Below are 18,877 nucleotides of genomic sequence, written 5' to 3'. Positions count from 1 at the left end.
GCAACTCATTTCATCTACCACACAGTGCTGTCGAGGTAGCCATTTCCCGACGATGTGAAGTGATCGGGGGGATCGGACCCCTGCCGGGCCCGGCGGCCAGGTCCGGTGACTAGCATGAGCGACGCGCTTGATCCGGAAGGCGGCCTCCCACCTTCCGTGTTCTGGGCGATGTCTCAACTGTGGACGTACTCCTGCTCGCACGGACCGAGGGACCGCGGAATGCCAGTGCCTGCTCGCCCCCGTCAGCGCCGATCTGCGCAGAAGACGGGTTCCACTCCGGTCGTGTTCCCCGCGGTCCTGGTCGTCACGGCCGCGGGTGCCGGAGCGGCCGTCGGCCTCGCCCCCGAGGGAGCCCGCCCGTGGGTGGCGGGCACGGCGATCGCCGCCTGGGCCTGCATAGCGGTCGTCATCGCCTTCACCGCCGCCCGGTTGCGCAAGGCCCACCGCCAGACGGTGTCGCGCACCGGCGAGCTGGAGATGACCAAGAACAACTGGAGCCAGCACGGCGCCGAGACGGACCAGCTGGTCAACGTGACCCTGCCGGCGGTGGCCGAGCAGCTGAAGAACGGCGTCGGCGCCGACAAGGTCCTGGCCGGTCTGCCCACCCCCTCGGATCCGTATCTGCGCCGGATGCTGCACGTCTTCACCACCGAGGTCGCCCAGTCCGTACGGCGGACCGCCGACGCGCAGTCGGACCTCGACACGCTGCGGCGCGAAGTGGCCCTCGGGGCGCAGGAGCTCGAGCGGCTGACCAACGACACCCTGCCCGCCGCGGTGTCCCTGCTGCGCGAGGGCAGTTCGGCCGACACCGTGCTCGCCAAGCTCGACTGGCCGACCAACCCGATGCTGCGCTCCCCCGCGGAATCGTTCATCCGTGAGCTGGCGTACAGCGAGCGCCGGTCCGCCGCCGCCCAGGCCGCCTCCGCGAAGGCGCTCAGCCGGGTCCAGGCCAAGACCGTCGGCATGCTCGCCGACCTCCGCGACATGCAGGACCGCCACGGCGGCGAGATCTTCGGCGATCTGCTGCGACTGGACCACAGCACCTCCCAGCTGGGCCTCATGACCGACCGCCTCGCCCTGCTGATGGGCGGTCGCTCCAGCCGCGTGTGGAACAAGCCGATCGTCATGGAGAGCATCCTGCGCGGCTCCGTCGGCCGGATCGCCGCGTACCGGCGGGTGCGGCTGCACAACTCCAGCAAGGCCTCCATCGCGGGCTTCGCCGCCGAGGGCGTGATGCACCTGCTGGCCGAGCTCATGGACAACGCCGCCAACTTCTCACCGCCGATCGACGAGGTCCACGTGTACGTGGAGGAGCGCAGCGCCGGTCTCGTCGTCACCATCGAGGACAGCGGACTGAAGATGTCCGACGCCTCCATGCGCCGGGCCGAGGAGTCCGTGTCGGGCCAGGTCACCGACCTCGCCTCGCTCCAGGGCACCCGGCTGGGCCTGAGCGTGGTGGGACGGCTCGCCGCCAAGCACGGCATCAGCGTCAACTACCGCCCCTCCTCGCGCGGCGGCACCGGTGTGGTCGTCCTGCTGCCGCCCCAGTTGGTGGCCCAGCAGCGCGAGCCGGTCGGCCCCGAGCGTCCGCGCCCCGGCGCCGACCTGCCGGCCGCCGCACCGGCCGCGCCCCCGGCACCGGCCCCCGCGCCCGTGCCCGCCGCCGAGGAATCGTTTCCGGTCCGCACTCCGCAGGCGACCATGCCCGTGGACGAGGCGCCGCCGGTCGACATCCCCCGCACGCGCGGCCCGGCCACCCCGGGCGGACTGCCCGTCCGCGCTCCCGGCCGCACCATGGCCGAGGCGGAAAGAGGCCGCTCGAAGAACACTCCCGAGCCTTCCAGGGCGGAGCCCGACGTGAACGCTCCGGCGCGCGACGCCGGCAGCCGGTTCGGTGCCTTCCACCGCGGCCGGCACGCGGGAGGGGCCGCCTCTGAGGCCTCCCCCGCCGCTCCCGGCGAGAACGCCGGACCCGAGACCGGGCCGAAGACGGACGGCTAGCCCCTCTCCGTCCCTCACACAGCTTCGCAAGTCCACCCCGCACTGATTCGCCGCACCCCGTTGGATTGGAGGAACGGATCGGGTGACCACCGAACTGGTCATCACCCGATCCGCCCATCATGGAGACCACTGACAACAGCCTCACCTGGCTCTTGATGAACCTCTTGGAGCGCACGCCGGGCACCCGCCACGCACTCGTCCTGTCCCGGGACGGTCTGAAACTGTGCTGGACGGAACACCTGACCCTCGACCAGGCCGACCAGCTGTCGGCGATCTGCTCCGGCATCCAGGCTCTCGCCCAGGGCGCGTCCGTGGAGTTCGGTGACGGAACCGGCGGCGTCCGGCACTCCATGACCGAGTTCCACGGAGGCCTGCTGTTCATCGTCGAGGCCGGCCAGGGCGCGCACCTCGCGCTCGTCGCCGAGGAGAGCGCCGACCCGGGCGTCGTCGGTCATCAGATGACCGAGCTGGTGGAGCAGATCGGTGACCATCTGCGGGCCGAACCACGTACTCCCGTCACCACCAGGGGTGCCTCGGCGTGAGCCGCAAACCCGTGGACATCGGCGACCCCGACCGGCTCTACACGGTCACGGGCGGACGCAGCGAAGCCGATGACGCCTTCGACCTGGTCACGCTGATCGTCAGCGAGTGCGAGCCGACCGCCGGGATGCAGTCCGAGCACGTCCGCATCCTTGAACTGTGCCGGCACCCCACGGCGCTGGTCGAGGTCTCGGCGGAGCTCAAGCTGCCCATCACCGTCGTACGGATCCTCCTCGGCGACCTCCATGCCATGGGCAAGGTGAGCGCCCGTCACCCCCGCGCGGCCGATTCCGTCGCGACCCTCCCCGAAACCGCACTGCTGCAGGAGGTGCTCCATGGGCTCCGCAACCTCTGAGCTGCCCGCCCAGCGCACGCCGCTGGCCGATGCCGCCGAGACCGGACTGAAGATCGTCGTCGTGGGCGGTTTCGGCGCGGGCAAGACCACCCTGGTCCGCTCGGTCAGCGAGATACGGCCGCTGAACACCGAAGAGGTGATGACGCAGGCGGGGCAGGGCGTCGACGAGACGGCGGGTGTGGAGCGCAAGACCACCACCACCGTCGCCTTCGACTTCGGGCGGATCAGCCTCAACCAGCGGATGGTGCTCTACCTGTTCGGCGCGCCGGGCCAGGAGCGCTTCTGGTTCCTGTGGGACCGGTTGTTCTCCGGCACCCTGGGCGCGATCGTCCTCGTCGACACCCGGCGCATGGAGGACTCCTGGTACGCGATCGACCGGCTCGAACACCACAAGACACCGTTCGTGGTGGCCGTCAACCGTTTCGACGACGACGAGCAGCGGTTCTCGCTCGACGAGATCCGGCAGGCACTCGCGCTGGGCGACCATGTGCCGATGGTCGACTGCGACGCACGGGTCAGATCGTCGGGCAAGGAAGTCCTGATCACTCTCGTGGACCACCTCTACGCACTGGCCCTGTCCCAGGAGGGGACGTCGTGAGCGACAGCACCACTCCGCCACCGGGCTGCCCCGCGCACGGTTCCGCCGTGCAGCTCGGCGGTCTGGAGTACCAGCAGACGCCCTCGCACCTGTATCGCACGATGCGCCGGGACCACGGAGCGGTGGCTCCGGTGCTCCTCGACGGCGACATCCCGGCCTGGCTCGTCCTCGGTTATCCCGAGGTGAGCTATGTGACCAGCCATGACGAGCTGTTCGCCCGGGACTCCCGGCGCTGGAACCAGTGGCCGAACATTCCGGCGGACTGGCCCCTGCTGCCGTTCGTCGGTTACCAGCCGTCCGTGCTGTTCACCGAGGGCGCGGAGCATCAGCGGCGTTCCGGCGTGATCACCAGGGCGCTGGAGGGGGTCGACCAGTTCGAACTGGCCCGTGAGTGCGAGTCGATCGCGGAGAAGTTGATCTCCTCGTTCGGCGGCAGCGGTCAGGCCGAGCTGATGAGCGCGTACGCGCACGCCCTGCCGGCGCACGCGGTGCTGTGGATGTGCGGTGTGCCGCGGGGCAGCGGCGACATCGAACAGCTCGTCGACGATCTGCGGATCTCGCTCGACGCCGGTGAGGGCGACGACCCGGTGGCGGCGTACATGCGCGTCGCGGAGCGCATCACGCAGCTGGTGAAGGAGAAGCGGGAGCGCCCCGGTCCCGACGTCACCTCGCGGATGCTGCAGGACCAGGCCGATCTCAGCGACGAGGAGATCGTGCAGGACCTGATCACCGTCATCGCCGCGGCCCAGCAGCCGACCGCCAACTGGATCTGCAACACCCTGCGGCTGCTGCTGACCGACGAGCGGTTCGCGGTCAACGTCTCCGGCGGCCGGGTCAGTGTCGGCGACGCGCTGAACGAGGTGCTGTGGCTGGACACGCCGACCCAGAACTTCATCGGCCGCTGGGCCGTGCGCGACACCCAGCTCGGCGGACGGCTCATCCGTGAGGGCGACTGCCTCGTCCTCGGCCTCGCGGCGGCCAACACGGACCCGCAGATCTGGCCCGAGTCGCACGTCGGTGCGGAGAACTCCTCGCACCTGTCGTTCAGCAACGGCGAGCACCGCTGCCCGTATCCGGCGCCGCTGCTCGCGGACGTGATGGCCCGTACGGCGGTCGAGACCCTGCTGGAGCGCCTGCCCGACCTGGTGCTGGGCGTCGATCCCTCGGAGCTGACCTGGCGTCCGTCCATCTGGATGCGCGGGCTGAACTCCCTGCCGGTGGAGTTCACTCCGGCGCTGCGTTAGCGCTCCGCCGGGCGCGGTGAAGCACTGCGGGGGTGTGGCGTGCCTGCGGTTGCTCGTGGCTGGGCGCGCCCACGCGGCGGAGCCGCAGAATGTCACAGCCCCGCGCCCCTTCGGGGGCGCGCCTTGTCCTCCGCGTGCCGTGTGCGGCACGCGGAGGACGCGGGGCGTCAGGCGCCGGCCGGGGTGAAGCGGACCGGCAGTGACTGCGGGCCCCGGGTGAAGACGCCCTGCTCGACCGGGTCGAAGCCGTCGGCGAGGCGCAGGTCCGGCATCGCGTCGAGCAGTTGGTTCATACCGATCTCGACCTCCGCCTTGGCGAGCAGCGCGCCGACGCAGAAGTGCCGGCCCAGCGCGAACGCGAGGTGGTCGGCCGCGGCCGAGAACGCCGAGGTCGTGGTGAGGTCGTCCCGGAAGATGTCGAACCGGTCGGGGTTGCCGTAGCGGCGCTCGTCCCGGTTGGCGGCTCCGATGAGGCACGTCACCGTGGCCCCCTGCGGGATGGTGCCGCCGGACACCTCGACCTCGGTGGCCGACTGCCGCATGATCATGTGGACCGGAGGGGTGTAGCGCAGCGTCTCCGCGAAGGCCGCGGGGATCAGGCTGCGGTCCTCGTGGACGGCCGCCAACTGCTCCGGGTTCATCAGCAGGTTGGCGAGGATGCTGGCGATCGCCTTGTCGGTGGTCTCCCCGCCGGCGGCGAGCAGCAGGCTGCAGAACGCCTTGATGTCCTCGTCGCTCATCCGGACGCCGTCGACCTCGGCGGCACAGAGCGTCGACAGCAGGTCGTCGCCCAGGTTGTCGCGCCGGTCGCGGATGATCGGGATCATGTACTCGGCGAACTCCCGGCGGGTGCGCTCACCGGCGGCGGTCACCTCGGCGTCCCCGGAGAGGTTGCCGAGGAAGGCTATGACGGCGGTGTACCAGCCGTGGAAGCGGCCGTGGTCGGCCTTGTCCAGGCCCAGCATGTCCGCGATGACGTTGACCGGGAACCGGGTCGCGTAGTCGCTGACGATGTCGGCCGAACCGGTCTCTCGGAAGGCGTCTATGAGCGCGAGCGAGTTGCGCTCGATGACCGGCAGGAACTTCTCCTGGAGGTCGCTGCCGCGGAACGCGGGGGCGACGAGGGCGCGCCGCACGGCGTGCTCACGGCCGCTGAGCTGGAGGATCGTCTTGCCGTGGACCGGCTCCAGCTGCCAGTCGTAGTTGGCGGTCGTGAACTCCGACTTCTTGTCCTTGAAGACGCGTTCGACGTCGTCGTAGCGGGAGATGATGTAGCTCTGGGTGGCCTCGTGCCAGATCAGGGGATTTTTCTCCCGCATCGCCGTGTACGCGGGGTAGGGATCCGCGGCGAACTCGGGAGAGAGGATGTCGGGCGCCTGCTGGGCAGTGGACACGGAACTCCTCGTGTTGGATGCGTGCCGTCCAAGACCAGGTTAATGATCTTTCGATGGCTCAAACAGTCCAGTCCTGGCCGAAGTTGAACGCCCGCCCTTTCCCTGTCGCCGACACCTCCCGGTCGCACTATCCAGCGGATTCACCCCCATAGTCCGACTCGCCGCGAAACACCGCCCGGGTGGTCGGCGACCGATTTCGGCCACGCCCCATGCGACACGTGTCAGCCCGGCCGCTGTCAGCGCGGCCCGAGGTCGTACCCCGGCAGGACCACGTCCCGGATGAGCGCGCCTCGCACGTCGAAGGGGATGAACGCGCTCTTGAGGGCGTTGACCGTGACCGTCCGGAGGTCGTCGAGGGTCCAGCCCGCCTCCTCGACGAGCAGGGACATCTCACGGGTCATCGTCGTGCCGCTGACCAGCCGGTTGTCGGTGTTGAGGGTGACGCGGAAACCCAGGTCGCGCAGCCGCGTGATCGGGTGGTCCGCGATGGAGGTGGCCGCGCCGGTCTGCAGGTTGGAGGTGGGACACATCTCCAGGGCGATCCGGCGGTCGCGTATCCAGTCGGCGACCCGGCCGAGCTTGCCGTCCACGATGTCGTCGGTGATCCGGACGCCGTGGCCGATGCGCTGGGCGCCGCAGACCTGGAGCGCCTGGTGGATGCTGGGCAGGCCGTGGGCCTCACCGGCGTGGATGGTGAACGGGACGTTCTCGACCCGCAGGTGTTCGAACGCGTCGAGGTGGTCGGCGGGCGGGAAGCCGTCCTCGGCGCCCGCGATGTCGAAGCCGACGACACCCGCGTCCCGGAACGCCACGGCCAGGTCCGCGATCTCGCGGCTGCGGTCGAACATCCGCATCCCGCACAGCAGCGTGCCGACCCGGACGGGCGTACCGGCCGCCGCCGCCTTCGCCATGCCGGCGGCCAGGCCCTCCTGGACGGCCTCGACGACCTCGGGCAGGGTGAGCCCGCCGGTCAGCATCAGCTCGGGGGCGTAGCGGACCTCGCCGTAGACGACTCCGTCCTCGGCGAGGTCGAGCACGTACTCCTCGGCGGTGCGCAGCAGGCCCTCGCGGGTCTGCATGACGGCCAGGGTGTGCTCGAAGGTGGCGATGTAGCGGACGAGGTCGCCCGAGTTGGCCGCCTCGTAGTACCAGGCGGCGAGCGCGTCCGGGTCGGTGGTGGGCAGGGTGTGGCCGATCGCGTCGGCGAGTTCGACGAGCGTCGACGGGCGCAGACCGCCGTCGAGGTGGTCGTGCAGGACGGCCTTGGGGAGCCGGCGGATGGTGTCGATGTCGAGACGGACGTCGGTGCCGGCGTCGGCGCGGGGCGTGGTCATGCGGTGTTCCTCGGCTGGTTCTCTGGGGGCGGGAAGGTTCTGTGGCGGGAAGGGTGTCCGGGGAGCGGGACGGCCGGGCCGGATCACTGGTCGGTTCCGCCGGGGGCGGCCGGCTGCAGCAGGTCCCACCGGTTCCCGTACAGGTCCTGGAAGACGACGACCGAGCCGTACGCCTCGTGCCGCGGCTCCTCCAGGAAGGTCACGCCCGCGGCGGTCATCCGGGCGTGGTCGCGGGCGAAGTCGTCGGTGTGCAGGAAGAAGCCGACCCGGCCGCCGGTCTGGTCGCCGACGCGCTCACGCTGCGCCTCGTCCTTGGCGCGGGCCAGCAGGAGTCCGCTGCCGGGTCCGCCGGTGTCCGGCTCCACGACGACCCAGCGGGACCCGTCGGGCCGGGGAGTGTCCTCGGCGAGCCGGAATCCGAGAGCCTCGGTGTAGAAGCGGATGGCCTCGTCGTAGTCGTCGACGACGAGGGTGACCAGGGCAACGCGGCGCATCGGGGCCTCTCCGGGGTTTCGCGGCAGCAGGAGCTGTCGGTGAAGTGGTGCAGCAAGGGCGTACGGCAAGGGTTATACGTAACACGCGAGGATACGCCATCGCCGGGGGGTCGCCCGCCCACCCCGAATTCGTCTCCTGCATGCTGGAGGGAGGATCGAGTGACAGGAGTGACCCACCATGTCCGAGACGCCCAGGTCGACCGGGGCACCCGCCCACCAGAACGTCACCTTCCCGAGCGGCGGCACCACCGCGCACGGTTACCTGGCACTGCCACCGGCCGGACGAGGGCCTGGTGTCATCGTCATCCAGGAGTGGTGGGGGCTGACCGACCACATCGCGGACGTCACCGACCGGCTGGCGAAGGAGGGCTTCGTGGCGCTGGCCCCGGACCTCTACGGCGGCAACGTCGCCCACGACAGCTCCGAGGCGTACCGCATGATGCAGGAGCTGCCCGTGCCGCGCGGTGTCGAGCTGCTGTCCGGCGCCGTCGACCATCTGCTGGCCATGCCGGAGGTCACGTCCGAGAGCGTCGGCTCGGTCGGCTTCTGCATGGGCGGCGGTTTCGTGCTCTACCAGGCGGCCACCGACCTGCGCGTCCGCGCCGCCGTCCCGTTCTACGGGGTCATCCAGGGCGACATCCCGGACTTCTCCGGTCTCAAGGCCCAGATCCTCGGCCATTACGGCGAGCGCGACTCCGCGATCCCCGTGGACTCCCTCACCTCCCTCGGTGAGACCATCCGCGAGCAGTCGGGCATCACCCCGGACTTCCGCGTCTACCCGGCCGACCACGCCTTCTTCAACGACGGCCGCCCGGAGACCCACGACCCCGAGTCGTCCGCGCAGGCCTGGCAGAGCACGGTCGAGTTCCTGCACGCCCAGCTCGGCTGACCGCGCGCCCCGCCGTGCGGCCGGTTCGCCGCTTCCCCCGACAGGACCCGGGGGAAGCGGCGTTTGCGTGTCCGGTGCGTGTCCGGCGTCAGTACGTGTACGTGTTCAGCGTGGCCACCGCCGAGGCCGGGGAGCCGAGGTCGTAGCGGTCCACCGCGAGGAAGTTGGGCTTCTTGCGGGCGGCGGGCTGACAGAACCGCTGTGCCCGGTCGGTGAGTTTGGTGTTGTCGGTGGTGGCGGTCGAGGTGATCGCCGCGTCCCGGAAGTGGTTCATCACGAAGAGCGGGCGGAAGGGCGGCGCCGTGGCCGTGAGGGGGACGTTGGTGTTGGCGTCGTACCAGCGGCTGTAGCAGGACCAGTCGGAGCTGCCGAGGCCCGAGCCCATGGACCAGTAGTTCTCCACGGTCCACTCGCGCTGGTACATGACGCCGAAGCTGTCCCGGGTGAGCCCGGCGGACTCGTCGGCGGAACGGCTGTGGTCGGTGAAGATCAGCAGCCGGTCGTTGGCGGCGATCAGGTCCGCCACCTTCGGCCAGCCGTTCACGCGTACGCCGGCCTGGTCCGGGCGGTAGAGGACGTCGGCCAGGCCGTTCACCCGGGCCAGTTCGCCGCGCAGGACGCCGGGGTCGACGTAGTCCTCCAGGAACACGGTGACGATCTCGTTCGGGTTCTGCCGCAGGAAGTCGACCATGCGCTGGAGGTCCACGTTCAGGGCCACCGGCCTGCTGACGAGGGTGCAGCTGTTGTGGCACAGGATCGCGCCGTCCGACGTCTGGTGGATGTCCAGCATGAACCCGCGTACGCCGTCGGTGAGTTGCTGGTTGATGCCCCGGCTCTGATTGGGGACGAGGTTGACGAAGGGCGGGGCGAAGCCACCGTCCACGCCGTTGGCGTAGGCGTTGTGGGAGGTGAGGAACGTGACCTGGTCGAGCGTGCGTCGGCCCGCCGAAGGCATCGGGGAGGTCGGGGACGTCACCGGGGTCAGGTACCAGGCGGCCGGGTCGCCCGCCGCGCCGACGGCGAGCTGCGCGGGGTAGTTGGCGCCGGAGGCCTTCGCGCCGAGGGTCAGGTACTGGTCGGCGCCGGGCACCTTGAGCCGGTAGCGGTCGGTCCCCGTGGAGGTGATCTCCCACGCGGCGTCGGCGCCCGCGCAGGCCACGGTGCGCGCCTGGGCCCCGGAGCGGCCCAGGCAGCTGCCCGCGCTGTCGGTGCTCTCCAGGACGTACGAGGTGCCGGTGGCCCGCAGCGTCCACTGCTGGCGGTCCTCGTTGCCCTTGGGGTTGCGCTGGACGACCGCTCCCCCGCTGTCGGCGGCGTTCAGGCCGGTGACCGCGCTCTGTACGTAGAACACGCCCGCCGTCGGCACCTCCGCGGCGTGGGAGGGGGCGGCCAGGGCGGTGGTCAGGGCCGCCGCGGCGGCGGTGAGGGCGAACAGGGGGCGGAATCTCCGCATGGCGGTGAGGTCCCTTCGGCAGCGCGGCGGCGCCTGGTCGGCGGCCGGGAAAGTGGGGGGTCTGCGCGGGACACTCAATCGGGTTGGTATGTACCGGTCAATAGCGCGGCGTTTCACGAGGCCCATGCCGGGCACCGCGTAACTCCTACGGGGAAAGAAACGATCACCGCGCCGGGAGGCCGAACATGAGTGACGACAACATGGCCGACGACGTCTACCAGCCCACGGGCACCAACGAGGAGCAGGCGGACGCGGCGCCGCTCGATCTCCAGGACGCCGTGGACGAACATACGTACGACGATGTGCTCGACGAGGGCTATTCACCGCCCGAGAAGCCGCTGGGGGTCACCAAGACGGGTGTCACGGCGGCCGAGCAGCACGAGGGCGAGAGCCTCGACGAACGGCTGCGCCAGGAGGTCCCCGACGAGGAGCCCCCGGTCGGCGACGGCATCGGTGACCTTCCCTACGGGGAGGGCGAGGCGACCGACCCCGAGGTCGGCGACGAGCGCGCGGGCCGTCTGTTGGCGCCCGACGAGGGCGCGCACGAGGACATGACGAAGGAGGCGGTCGCCTCGGACATCGGCATCGACGGCGGGGCCGCGGGCGCCGAGGAGGCCGCCGTCCATCTCATCCCCGAGGAGGAGGAGCTGCCGCCGGCCCCTCTGCGGCGGGACTGACCCACTGAGCGGTCAGTGCTGAAAGGCTTCGGCCCGCACGTGCTTCATGACAGCGCTCGCCACCCGGTACCGGCCGTTGGGCAGGTCCGGTGACCGGGTGACGTGCACCGTCAGCGGGCCGGCCCACTCGTAACCCTGCTTCTCGCCGTGGCGCAGCAGGCTGTCGGTGAGCACCTGGTCTATCCGGCCGCCGTTGCGCTCCAGCTCCTCATGGGCGAACTCGGCCAGCTCCACGTCGTAGGCGTTGGGGACGACGACGCGGCTCTCGCTGCACACCACGATGTGGTCGTCGCACTCCTTGTGCAAGGCCTCGATCAGTTCGACCGGTTCCTTGTGGCGGAAGTGCGCGAGCAGCGACCCTCCGAAGCGTTCCATGGCTCGTTCAAGACCAGTGAGTGTGCTCACGCTGCAACGTCTCCTCGAATGATGTCGTGGTGTGCGGCTCTTCCTCTGCGGGTGCCCGGCCGACGCGGAAAGACGCGTCCGGCCCCTACAGCAGGTCCCGCGGCACCGTCTCGTTCCAGGTGCGCGAGAAGACCCGGCGCCCGCCCTCGTAGCCGTCCAGCGTGGCGTCCACGAAGAAGTCCGTCTCGTCGCAGGTCAGCCTCGTGTGCGTCTCCACGCGGACGTCCCAGTCGTCGCGCCTGAAGCGCATGGTCCAGGTCGACTCGCCGGTGGCCGAGGTGAAGTCGTCGGCGACGGAGGTGTAGCGCTCGTAGGCGCGGCGGCCGACGTCGAGACCGATCTCGTCGAAGTGGACGAGTCCCTGGTCCTTCACGATCTCCAGTTCGGCGCGGTAGTCGACCATGTCGCGCTTCACCTCCCACCGGGCGTCCGGGGCGGTCAGCCGCGTGACGGACAGCGGTGAGGTGCCCTCGGGCTCCTCGAACGGGTTCGCCGGCAGCCCGTCCGGTTCCTCCGTCGGGCGCACGGGGAGCGTGAGGGTGCTGGAGCCCTCGTACACGCTCAGCAGCGCCGGCTCGGGCGGCGGCCAGGCGAGCGGCCAGTACGACGTGGACAGGGAGAGCCGGACCCGGTGGCCGGGCGGGAACGCCTGGGCCACTCCGTTGAGCTGGACGGTCGCGCGGTACCGCGTCCCCGGCTCCAGGGGCTCGGGGTTCTCGGTGCTCTCCCGGCGGGTGATGTTGAGCAGACCGTAGGTGACACGGGTGGCGGCGCCCTCGGGGCTCACGTCGGACAGACGCGCGGCGACCATCGCGACCGGCCGGTCCGCCGCGAGGTCCAGCTCCACGGTCGGTGAGCCGAGGATCTCCAGCCGTTCGGTCAGCGGCTCGGTCTCGAAGACGAGGGAACCGCCGTCCTCCTCACGCTGGTCGTACGGCAGGTCCGGGGGCGCGTTGTAGGAGGCCCACTTGCCGGCGAACTGCCCGACGGACAGCGGCGACCGTACGGTCATCCGGGCGCCGTCGCTGCCGCCACCGAGATCGACGTCGGCATCCGCATCGGGGGCGGCGTCGACCGGCGGGTTGATCCGGTGGCGGGTCAGCGGGTACCTGACGGGATGGATCTGCGGGGACGGCCAGGTGGGTTCGGCCACCCAGCGGCCGGGGCGCTCCTCGTAGGAGGTGGACGGGGGCACGCTGTCCTGCATCCAGGTGCGCAGCATGGGGCCGTCCATGACGCCGTTGTCGACGCCCTTGAGCCAGTGGTCCCACCAGCGCACCACTTCCTGGAGGTAACCGATGGCGGGGCCGGGCTCTCCGAGGTGGGGGAACTTGTGCGACCAGGGGCCGATCAGTCCCTTGCGGGGCACGTCCAGGTTGCCGAGCAGCCGGGTCACGGCGTTGGAGTAGCCGTCCGCCCAGCCGCTGGAGGCGAGGACGGGGCACTGGACGGCCGAGTAGTCCTCGGCGACGGAGGCGTGCCGCCAGTAGTCGTCCCGGCGCTGGTGGCGCAGCCAGGGCAGGACCCAGGGACCGGAGTTCTCCAGGCGTTCGTGCCACATCTCGCGCCAGCGGTCGCCGACCACGGCGGGGTCGGGCGGGAGGGTCGCGTAGGCGAACATGGTGCCGGCCTCGGCGAGGTTGTCCGAGAGCATGGCGCCGCCCATGTAGTGCATGTCGTCGGCGTGCCGGTCGTCCGTGAAGGACGCGATGACGACGGCGCGGAGGCTCGGCGGCTGCCGGGCGGCCACCTGGAGGGCGGCGAAGGCACCCCAGGACAGGCCCATCATGCCGGTGCTGCCGTCGCACCAGGGCTGGTCGGCGAGCCAGGCGAGGACCGCTTCGGCGTCGGCCTGTTCCTGTTCCAGGTACTCGTCCCGCAGCACCCCCTCCGAGTCGCCGGTGCCGCGCAGGTCGACACGTACGCAGGCGTAGCCGTGACCGGCGATGTAGGGGTGGTGCAGGGAGTCGCGCACCGAGGTGAGGTCGCGTTTGCGGTAGGGGATGTACTCCAGCACCGCGGGGACGGGCTCGTTGTCTGAGGAGGTGGGGCGCCGGACACGGGCCGACAGCTGGACGCCGTCGGGCATCGGGATTCGGACGTCCTCCTCTTCCTTCGTCGCGTACGGCAGATTGCTCACGTAGCGCATGAGGCGGACTTGCTCCTTGGTCGTGCGGTCGTGGTGCGGGCGGCCGTCGTGCGCGCGGTGGCTACGCGCCGGGCCGTTCCTGTTCCTGCTCCTGTTCCTTCGGGATCTCGTCGAAGGTGAGTCCCAGCGCGGCCACGCAGTGGTCGTACTTCGCCCTCAGGTCGTCCTCGCTGTTCCCGCCGGTGAATATGTGCGCCAGCTCGTAGCTGTAGGAGTCCTGCTGGGAGAGGTCGGAGAGGACCTGCCCCTCCTGGGTGGTGACGTCCACGCGCACCCCGTCGGCCTCGTGCTCGACGCGGGCGAGGTCGTCGGCCGAGGGCACGTCGCGGACCACCCCGTCGGTGAACCAGCGGTAGTACCACTTCGCGGCCATCGCGTACGGGCCCTTGCGCTGCGGCATGGCCGGATCGTCGCCCAGCGCGAGGGCGAGCATGGCGTGGTGGTTGGGCACGCCGTCGACGTACTCGAACAGCTCGGCGTGGGACTGGGAGTGCCGGGGGTTGATCTCCAGCAGGCTGATCTCCTGGGTCTTCGGGTCGTAGAAGTACTCCACGCTGAAGGTGGCCGACTCGAAGCCGATCCTGCGCATCACGCGCTCGGTGACGTCGTGCAGCTGGGTGATGACCGCGGGCGGCAGTGTCGAGGGGTACTGGTGCCGCTGGAAGCTGGAGGTGCCGGGGTAGTTGATGGAGTCCAGCACGCCGTAGACGGTGACCTCGCCCTGGTGGACGTATCCCTCGACGGCGACCTGGAGGCCCGTCATCGTCTCCTCGGCGAGGCAGACCTGGGCGCCGACGCCCTCCATCTCGGGCGGCAGTTCGATCCGGTCGAGGATGTCCTCGAAGGGCCGGCCGACCCGGGAGATCCCCTCGCGTATCTGCCGCACGGCGTCCTGGAACTCGTCCATGTCCTCGACCCCGAAGGCGAGTTCGGAGGAGTACGAGAGCGCGGGCTTGACCCACATCGGGAACCGTACGTTCTCGGGCGGCTGCGGGTCGTCGGTGTCCAGATCGACCCGGCCGAACCGCGGGTGCCTGTCGGTGACCTTCTGCTGCTCCAGCCGGCTCCAGTACTTGTGCTCGCACTTGACCACGGACTCCAGGCCGGTGCTACGGGTCCCGTACTGCTCGGCGAGGATGGGCACGAGGGTGCTCACCGGGAAGTCCCAGTAGCCGACGATCGCGTCGATACTCCCGTCGAAGGCGTCCAGCACGGCCCTGGCCCTGTCGATGAGCTCCGGGACGGACACCTCGCCGCTCTGCAGTTCCTCGATCGTCAGCAGCGGGTGGTAGCGCAACGACCTGGCTGCCGCCGCCGCTTCGAGCGTGGGCAGGTTGGCGTCGTCGAGACCCAGGACGAAGACGTTCTTCACATCGGGCGCGTTCTTCTCGGTCACCGGCAACCTTCCAGTTCTGTGCGGATCGGACGGAAGACCGTGGGGTACCCCTGAGCGTCGGGGCGAATCTCCGCCACCGGCCGGAGTGTTCGCAGGTGTGATGTGCGACCACCGGGACACCCGTATCCGCATGTGCATGAAAGGGCGATCCAACGCCTTGTCCTTGTCCCCGCACGAACGGGAGCAGACGTGATCTTCCTTGTCGTGGCCGTCCTGGTGCTGGCCGTGCTGCTCGGGTCGGCCGCCTATCTTCCCCTGCCCGTGACCGTGGTGGCCGCTGTGGCGATCGCCGCGTGGCTGGCCGTGTTCGCGGTGCGCGAGCGGCGCAGGCACGGTGGCCGGACCGGAAGGGCGTGACGTGATGCGGCTTACGGAGTCCCGGCGACGGGAGACCGGTGAGCGGGAGCGCGGCGTGCGCCCGACCGGCAGGCGGGACACCGAGGGAATGGCCGTGGCCTCCTTCGTGCTCGGCCTGGTCGGACTCCTCGTCCTCAACTTCTTCCTCGGCCCCGTCGCCATCGTCCTGGCCGTCATGGCCCTGCGCCGGGGCACGCCCCGCCGTTTCAGGGCGCTGCTCGGGCTGTGGCTCGGCATCGCGGACATCGTGCTGCTCGCCGTGCTGATGGCGGTGAACGGCGGCACCTCGTGGAGCATTCTGGGCTGACCCGCCCAGCTGACTCGCCCTTACGAAAGCGCTGTGGGGCGGCCGGTGTGAACCCGCCCCCCCCACAGTGCTCAAGGGAGGTGTCAGCAGTACAGGTTGTTGCCGGCCGAAGTGCCGAGGATCCCCACGAACCGCTGATAGCTGTCCACCCGGCTCTGCACCTGGGCCGGGTTCCTGCCGTCGCACTCCAGCGAACCGTTGATGGAGCGGATGGTCTGACCGAAGCCCGCGCCGTTGACCATCGCGTTGTGGCCGGTCATGGAGCCGGGTCCGGACTGTGTGTTCCAGTACCAGAGGCCGGTCTTCCAGGCCACCGCCGAGTCGTTCTGCACGAGCCAGGGGTTGTTCAGGAGGTCGATGCCGAGCGCGTCGCCGGCCGCCTTGTAGTTGAAGTTCCAGCTGAGCTGGATGGGCCCGCGGCCGTAGTACGCGGACTGGCCGGCCGGGCAGCCGTAGGACTGGCCCCAGTCGCAGTAGTGCGAGTAGTTGGCCGTGTTCTGCTCGACGATGTGGACCAGGCCGCCGGTCTCGTGGTTGACGTTGGCGAGGAAGGCCGCGGCCTCCTGCTTCTTCACCGTGTCGCTGCCGGTGTTGGCGAAGGCCGGGTAGGCGCTCAGCGCCGCCTTCAGCCCGTTGTAGGTGTAGAAGCCGTTCCGGTTCGGGAACATCTGGTTGAACTGGGCCTCGCTGACGACGAACCCGGAGGGGTTGCCGGGTCCGTTGTCACAGGCGTACGGCTCCCAGTACCAGGTGCTGATGGTGGGGTCGTAGCCCGGGTTGTCGTGCTCGGCTATGTAGGCCTTGCCGTCGGTGTACCGGACGATGTTCCCGGTCACGTAGGACTTGCCGGCCACCCAGCTCGGGTAGCTGGAACAGGCCGCGGCGGACGCGCCCGACGCCGGCAGGAGCACCGGTGCGGCGGTTCCGAGGACGATCGCGGCCACGAACGCGGAGATACGGCGCCTGGACACAGGGGCAACTCCTTCACGGAGCACGGCCGCGGACCCGTACGAGGGCAGCGCGGGGCGGACCTTGGACGCGCGTGCCGGCGGGGCCGGCCGCGGCGTACGGGGCGGCCGTGGTGGGGGGTGGTGAAGCACACTCCACCACCTTGGTCTGGACCAGTCAAGGGTGTAGACCAGTCAACCCGCCCCGGTGCCGCGTCACTTCGGGCGGTGGGCGGTCCGGTGGGCGTCCGCCCTTCGGCCGGCTCAGCTCAGCGGCTTCTCCAGTACCGCCTTGCGGTGGCTGAACGTCTCGATCGAGTAGCGGCCGTGGTAGCTGCCCATGCCGCTCTCCCCCACTCCGCCGAAGGGCAGGTCGGAGACCGTGAGGTGGGCGAGCGGCAGGCCGAGGCCCAGGCCGCCCGACGAGGTCTCGGCGGCGAGCCGCTCCCGGGTGGTGTCCGACTCGGTGAAGGCGTACAGGGCGAGGGGCTTGTCGTGGTCGTTGATGAAGTCGATGGCCTCGTCGAGACCGGCGACGGTGACGATCGGCAGCACGGGGCCGAAGATCTCCTCGCGCATGACGGGCGCGTCGGGGTCGACGTCGGCCAGGACGGTCGGCGCGATGTACTTGGTGGCGCGGTCGGTGGCGCCGCCGACGACGACCCGGCCGGAGTCCAGCAGTCCGCTGAGCCGGTCGAAGTGCCGCTCGTTGATGATCCGCCCGTACTCGCCGGAGGTGGAGGCGTCCGCCCCGTACAGCTTCTCGACGGCCTCGGCCAGTACGGGCTCCAGGGCGCGGGCGGTCTCCGGGTCGGTCAGGACGTAGTCGGGCGCGACGCAGGTCTGTCCGGCGTTGAGGAACTTCCCGCGCGCCAGCCGCTCGGCGACGACGCCCAGGTCGGCGCCGCGGTCGACGAAGGCCGGTGACTTGCCGCCGAGTTCGAGGGTGACCGGGGTGAGGTGCCGGGCGGCGGCGGTCATCACGATGCGGCCGACCGTGCCGTTGCCGGTGTAGAAGATGTGGTCGAAGCGCTCGGCGAGCAGTGCGGTGGTCTCGGGGATGCCGCCCTCGACGACCGCGACGGCCTCCGTGTCGAGGTGGCGGGGCAGCAGCCGGGCCAGTGCGGCGGAAGTGGCGGGGGCCAGCTCGCTGGGCTTGACGACCACCGCGTTGCCCGCGGCGATGGCGCCGAGCATCGGGGCGAGCAGGAGCTGCGCCGGGTAGTTCCAGGGGGCGATGACCAGGACGACGCCGAGGGCGTCGTAGCGGGTCCAGCCCGTAGCGTCGGCGCCGAGGTGGGCGGGGACCGGGGCGGGCTCGGGGCGCAGCCACTCTTCGAGGTGTTCGAGGGTGTGGTCGATCTCCCGGACGACGAAGTCGATCTCCGTGCGGAACGCTTCGGTGGAGCTCTTGCCCAGGTCGGCATGGAGAGCGGCGGCGAGTTCCGGGCCGTCGGTGGTGAGCATGTCGCGCAGGCGGCCCAGCTGGCCGGTGCGCCACTCGACGGGCTGGGTGCGGCCGGAGCGGAAGGTGGCGCGCAGCCGCGCCACGACGTCCGCGGGCTGCTCGGGGGTGGGCTGGTTCACGGTGCCTCGCTGGTCGGGGCGGGCCTCGGACCCGCGCTCGGTACATCGAGCGGCAAGCTCGATGTATATGCCAACCATTTATACGGCATCGTCATTCCGTCCCGGCCGAAGACACCGCCCGTGATCGCGGGGTCACACCGAAGGGAGAGGGGGCCGGCTCAGACGGACGGTTCCGCCGTCGCCCCGTCCAGCTCGTCCACCAGCCGGAGCAGCAGCCCGCGCAGCAGTTCCTCGTCGCCGTCGCCGCCGCTCAGCGCGGGCCACCGCGTACGCACCTCGCGGTCGACACGCCGCCAGTAGGTCTCGCCGCGCGGAGTGAGGTGGGCGAGGACGCGCCGCCGGTCGAGGGGGTCGGTCCGCCGGTGGACCAGGTTCTGGTCGACGAGGTGGTCGACCAGCTTGGTGAGGGTCGCGGGCGGCAGGAAGGCGGCTTCGGCGATCGCCGTCATGGGGTGTCCCGCACGGTCGGAGAGCAGCGAGAGCACTCGCCAGGCGTCGGGAGTGCAGCCGTGCTCCTCCAGGACGCCCTGGAGGAGGCGCGCCGCCAGCCGCTCGGCCCGCGTCAGGAGGTGCACGAGGTCCTCGGACCGGCGCGGAGGCGGGGTCGGCATCCTGCTCCTCACTTCCGGGATGGACGCCCGAGGGGGCCGGGCAAGGGGTCCTCGGATCGTACAAGTCCCCGCTTTCCCGGGCTTCTCGCCCGTGCGGCGGGTGCGGGGCCGACCGTACCCCGAGACGGACTGGAGTTCA

The 18,877-nt window shown here is 70.5% G+C and carries 19 protein-coding genes; 9 read left to right on the top strand and 10 right to left on the bottom strand.

Annotated features, from left to right (window positions below):
- The first annotated feature begins 219 nt into the window (after positions 1-219).
- From K3769_RS02710 to K3769_RS02690, 5 genes are all read left to right on the top strand, one after another.
- Positions 220-2,001, top strand: a complete 1,782-nt coding sequence (locus K3769_RS02710; RefSeq protein WP_282566013.1) for an ATP-binding protein — start codon at positions 220-222, stop codon at positions 1,999-2,001.
- 119 nt (positions 2,002-2,120) lie between these two features.
- A complete protein-coding gene (locus K3769_RS02705; RefSeq protein ID WP_107019232.1) occupies positions 2,121-2,543 on the top strand; it encodes a roadblock/LC7 domain-containing protein in 423 nt (140 codons plus the stop codon).
- Entirely contained in the window at positions 2,540-2,896 is a 357-nt protein-coding gene (locus K3769_RS02700; protein ID WP_189776066.1) for a DUF742 domain-containing protein, read from the top strand. The genes K3769_RS02705 and K3769_RS02700 overlap by 4 nt, the downstream gene beginning before the upstream one ends.
- On the top strand, positions 2,877-3,494 hold the full coding sequence (locus tag K3769_RS02695) for a GTP-binding protein (protein WP_107019020.1): 618 nt from the start codon (positions 2,877-2,879) through the stop codon (positions 3,492-3,494). Before K3769_RS02700 ends, K3769_RS02695 begins: the two co-directional genes overlap by 20 nt.
- Positions 3,491-4,738: a cytochrome P450 gene (locus K3769_RS02690; RefSeq protein ID WP_267024772.1), complete on the top strand. Its 1,248-nt coding sequence runs from the start codon at positions 3,491-3,493 to the stop codon at positions 4,736-4,738. Before K3769_RS02695 ends, K3769_RS02690 begins: the two co-directional genes overlap by 4 nt.
- A gap of 167 nt (positions 4,739-4,905) precedes the next feature.
- Here K3769_RS02690 and K3769_RS02685 read toward each other — a convergent pair whose 3' ends face one another.
- The 3 genes from K3769_RS02685 to K3769_RS02675 all read right to left on the bottom strand — a co-directional run bounded on the left by K3769_RS02685 (position 4,906) and on the right by K3769_RS02675 (position 7,960).
- Positions 4,906-6,132, bottom strand: a complete 1,227-nt coding sequence (locus K3769_RS02685) for a cytochrome P450 (protein WP_267024771.1) — start codon at positions 6,130-6,132, stop codon at positions 4,906-4,908.
- Positions 6,133-6,368: 236 nt separating this feature from the next.
- Positions 6,369-7,466 carry an adenosine deaminase gene (locus K3769_RS02680; protein ID WP_267024770.1) on the bottom strand — a complete coding sequence of 366 codons (1,098 nt, stop codon included), beginning with the start codon at positions 7,464-7,466 and terminating at the stop codon, positions 6,369-6,371.
- Between the two features lie 83 nt (positions 7,467-7,549).
- Positions 7,550-7,960: a VOC family protein gene (locus K3769_RS02675; RefSeq protein ID WP_267024769.1), complete on the bottom strand. Its 411-nt coding sequence runs from the start codon at positions 7,958-7,960 to the stop codon at positions 7,550-7,552.
- A 178-nt stretch (positions 7,961-8,138) separates the two neighbouring features.
- Between K3769_RS02675 and K3769_RS02670 the strand changes: the two genes are divergently transcribed.
- Positions 8,139-8,849 (top strand): dienelactone hydrolase family protein, encoded by a 711-nt coding sequence (locus tag K3769_RS02670; RefSeq protein ID WP_267024768.1) that lies wholly within the window; start codon positions 8,139-8,141, stop codon positions 8,847-8,849.
- A gap of 88 nt (positions 8,850-8,937) precedes the next feature.
- Here the strand turns inward: K3769_RS02670 and K3769_RS02665 are convergent, their stop codons facing one another.
- Positions 8,938-10,302, bottom strand: coding sequence for a phosphoinositide-specific phospholipase C-related protein (locus K3769_RS02665; RefSeq protein WP_267024767.1), 1,365 nt, complete (start codon positions 10,300-10,302; stop codon positions 8,938-8,940).
- Between the two features lie 185 nt (positions 10,303-10,487).
- Between K3769_RS02665 and K3769_RS02660 the strand changes: the two genes are divergently transcribed.
- Complete coding sequence (locus K3769_RS02660) at positions 10,488-10,979, top strand: DUF5709 domain-containing protein (protein ID WP_267024766.1); 492 nt, start codon at positions 10,488-10,490, stop codon at positions 10,977-10,979.
- 12 nt (positions 10,980-10,991) lie between these two features.
- Here the strand turns inward: K3769_RS02660 and K3769_RS02655 are convergent, their stop codons facing one another.
- The 3 genes from K3769_RS02655 to K3769_RS02645 all read right to left on the bottom strand — a co-directional run bounded on the left by K3769_RS02655 (position 10,992) and on the right by K3769_RS02645 (position 14,929).
- The gene (locus tag K3769_RS02655; protein ID WP_267024765.1) at positions 10,992-11,384 is read right to left on the bottom strand and encodes a DUF3662 domain-containing protein; all 393 of its coding nucleotides are present in this window, start codon (positions 11,382-11,384) and stop codon (positions 10,992-10,994) included.
- Positions 11,385-11,469: 85 nt separating this feature from the next.
- Entirely contained in the window at positions 11,470-13,533 is a 2,064-nt protein-coding gene (locus K3769_RS02650) for a CocE/NonD family hydrolase (RefSeq protein ID WP_267024764.1), read from the bottom strand.
- 61 nt (positions 13,534-13,594) lie between these two features.
- A complete protein-coding gene (locus K3769_RS02645; RefSeq protein ID WP_267024763.1) occupies positions 13,595-14,929 on the bottom strand; it encodes an ATP-grasp domain-containing protein in 1,335 nt (444 codons plus the stop codon).
- Positions 14,930-15,118: 189 nt separating this feature from the next.
- Here K3769_RS02645 and K3769_RS02640 point away from each other — a divergent pair, with 189 nt between their 5' ends.
- Complete coding sequence (locus tag K3769_RS02640; protein ID WP_267024762.1) at positions 15,119-15,286, top strand: hypothetical protein; 168 nt, start codon at positions 15,119-15,121, stop codon at positions 15,284-15,286.
- Positions 15,287-15,290: 4 nt separating this feature from the next.
- Complete coding sequence (locus K3769_RS02635; protein ID WP_267024832.1) at positions 15,291-15,593, top strand: DUF4190 domain-containing protein; 303 nt, start codon at positions 15,291-15,293, stop codon at positions 15,591-15,593.
- Positions 15,594-15,676: 83 nt separating this feature from the next.
- Here the strand turns inward: K3769_RS02635 and K3769_RS02630 are convergent, their stop codons facing one another.
- From K3769_RS02630 to K3769_RS02620, 3 genes are all read right to left on the bottom strand, one after another.
- A complete protein-coding gene (locus tag K3769_RS02630; RefSeq protein WP_267024761.1) occupies positions 15,677-16,564 on the bottom strand; it encodes a glycoside hydrolase family 19 protein in 888 nt (295 codons plus the stop codon).
- Positions 16,565-16,804: 240 nt separating this feature from the next.
- The gene (locus K3769_RS02625) at positions 16,805-18,127 is read right to left on the bottom strand and encodes an aldehyde dehydrogenase family protein (RefSeq protein ID WP_267024760.1); all 1,323 of its coding nucleotides are present in this window, start codon (positions 18,125-18,127) and stop codon (positions 16,805-16,807) included.
- Positions 18,128-18,285: 158 nt separating this feature from the next.
- Complete coding sequence (locus tag K3769_RS02620) at positions 18,286-18,738, bottom strand: MarR family winged helix-turn-helix transcriptional regulator (protein ID WP_267024759.1); 453 nt, start codon at positions 18,736-18,738, stop codon at positions 18,286-18,288.
- Positions 18,739-18,877: the final 139 nt, after the last annotated feature.

It is taken from the genome of Streptomyces ortus (assembly GCF_026341275.1).
In the GTDB taxonomy this organism is placed as follows: Bacteria; Actinomycetota; Actinomycetes; order Streptomycetales; family Streptomycetaceae; genus Streptomyces; species Streptomyces ortus.
The sequence above is the reverse complement of the archived record's forward strand: the minus strand, read 5'-3'. Positions and strand labels throughout refer to the sequence as shown.